3 protein-coding genes are annotated in these 2227 nt (G+C 73.3%); all 3 read left to right on the top strand.

The annotated features are described in order from the left end of the window. Positions 1–230: 230 nt before the first annotated feature. The gene (locus WYO_RS28465; RefSeq protein ID WP_007569335.1) at positions 231–1319 is read left to right on the top strand and encodes a catalase family protein; all 1089 of its coding nucleotides are present in this window, start codon (positions 231–233) and stop codon (positions 1317–1319) included. 84 nt (positions 1320–1403) lie between these two features. Further along, positions 1404–1583, top strand: a complete 180-nt coding sequence (locus WYO_RS28460; protein ID WP_007569333.1) for a hypothetical protein — start codon at positions 1404–1406, stop codon at positions 1581–1583. Positions 1584–1898: 315 nt separating this feature from the next. Continuing rightward, a partial coding sequence (locus tag WYO_RS28455) for a hypothetical protein (protein WP_007569331.1) occupies positions 1899–2227 on the top strand: 329 nt, incomplete at its 3' end.

The following is a 2227-nucleotide window of genomic DNA, read 5'->3' as shown; positions in this document are numbered from 1 at the left end:
TCGGCCGCCGCGACGACGAGTTCGCCGTGGTCCGCGCCGGCCTGAACTACAAGTTCGGCTCGTACTAAGACCAGCACCGCCCGGCCGCATCGGCCGGGCCTTGCTGAAATCGGTAAACGCCTCGGGTGCCCCCGCGCCCGGGGCGTTTGTCATTGGAATGGGTCGGAACGGCACGGAAACACATCGGTTGAGGCTCCAACGCGCAATCGCCGCCCGGAGCGACCCGACCCATGGCCCCGTTCACCCGCTACACCCCCGACCTGGAGACGCCGCAGCCCGACGAGGACGCGATCCACGCCGGCATGATCGCGCAATTCGCCAAGATCCAGACGACGACGCTGAAGGATTATGGCCACGCGGTGCGCGGCGTGCACGCCAAGGCCCACGGCCTGCTCCTGGGCCGGCTCGAGGTCCTGCCGAACCTGCCGCCCGAGCTCGCCCAGGGCGCCTTCGCGACGCCGGGGACGCACGACGTAGTGCTGCGGCTCTCGACCAATCCCGGCGACGTCCTCGACGACAGCGTCTCGACCCCCCGGGGCCTCGCCCTCAAGATCCTGGGCGTGGCCGGCGAGCGCCTGCCCGGGTCGGAGGGCACGACGCAGGATTTCGTGATGGCCAACGCCCCGGCCTTCACGGCCAAGGACGGCGCCGCCTTCCTGAAGACCCTCAAGCTCCTGGCCGCCACCACCGACACCCCGCAGGTGTTCAAGAAGGGGCTCTCGGCCCTGCTGCGCGGCGTCGAGACGGTGCTGGAGGGGCTGGGCACCGAGAGCCCGGCGGTGATCGCCCTGGGCGGCCATCCGGAGACCCACATCCTCGGCGAGACCTTCTACAGCCAGGTGCCCCTGCGCTGGGGCGATTACGTCGCCAAGGTCTCGGTGGCGCCGGTCTCCCCGGAGCTGACCGCGCTCACCCACGCGCCGCTCAACGTCAACGGCAAGCCGAACGGCCTGCGCGAGGCGGTGGCGGCCCACTTCGCCGCCCATGACGGGGTCTGGGAGCTGCGGGCGCAGCTCATGACCGATCCGGCGACGATGCCGGTGGAGGATGCCTCGGTGCCGTGGCCCGAGACCGAGAGCCCCTACCGGGTCGTGGCGCGGATCACCGTGCCGCGCCAGGCGGCCTGGAGCGAGGCCAAGGCCGCGGCGCTGGACGACGGCCTCGCCTTCAGCCCGTGGCACGGCCTGGCGGCGCACCGGCCGCTCGGCTCGATCATGCGGGCGCGCCGGGCGGTCTACCCGAAATCGGCGGGGTTCCGGGCCGAGCACAACGGCTGCCCGCTGCACGAACCCGCCAGCGCCGCCGCCCTGTCGGTGTAACCCGCGGCCGGGAACAGCCACGGTGCCCGGGCTGTTATCGGGGGCATGCCGGCTGGGGCCGGCCCTTGGGAAGTCGAGCGTATCATGACCAGCCGTACCCTTCAGACCACGCTTCTCGCCCTCGCCCTCGTCGCCGGCAGCGCCGGGATGGCGGCCGCCCAGAGCACGCCGAACGGCAACACCTCGACCTCCGGTTCGCCCGCCGGCAGCAACAGCACCGGCAACGGCGCCACCGGCAGCGGCGCGGCCCCCAGCGGCAAGTAAGCCCGCGGTAACCCGGCCTTAACCATAGCGGCCGAGAGACCGGTTGATCCAGGAGCCCCGCGCTCCGACGACCGTGCAGCCTTTCAGCCCCGCGTCCCACCTGGGACGCGGGGTTTTTTGTGCCGTGCCCGGTCGGAAATGGCGGGTTCACGGGTGGGAGGCCCGGCTGCGCCGACGGCAGGCATCCGCCCTCCCCGGGGGGGCTGTCCGGCTCCGTCACCGGGCGCCGTGGACGATCCCGCGCGGGCCGTCAGCCCCCTGCCCGCTCGCGACGGGTCTTGTGCGTCCGAGGCTGGATCGCCCATAACGGCCGCCATGGAATCTCGGGTTCGGCAGGGGCGCTCGACGCGCGGCTGGTGGGCGATCGCCGCCCGCAGGCTCGCGCTCGTCCTGGCCCTGTGCCTGGCCGGGCCGGGCGTCGGCCTGGCGGCGGATCTGGCGTTCCATGCCGGCGGCCATCATGAGCGGAGCGTCGGGCCGTCCGTGGCGGAGGCCGGCGGCGCCGTCGATCCCGGCATGGGCGCGCATCTCCATTGCGGCTGCCACCAGGCCGCGCCCCTGGAGACCGGGTTCTCGGGCCCGGCGGCGATCCCCGGCCGGCCGGTCGCGATCCGGGTCGCCCGCCCCCTCCCCTCCATCGCCCC

It is taken from the genome of Methylobacterium sp. GXF4, from assembly GCF_000272495.1.
Taxonomy (GTDB): domain Bacteria; phylum Pseudomonadota; class Alphaproteobacteria; order Rhizobiales; family Beijerinckiaceae; genus Methylobacterium; species Methylobacterium brachiatum.
Note: the sequence above shows the minus strand (reverse complement) of the source record. Positions and strands in the feature narration are given on the sequence as shown.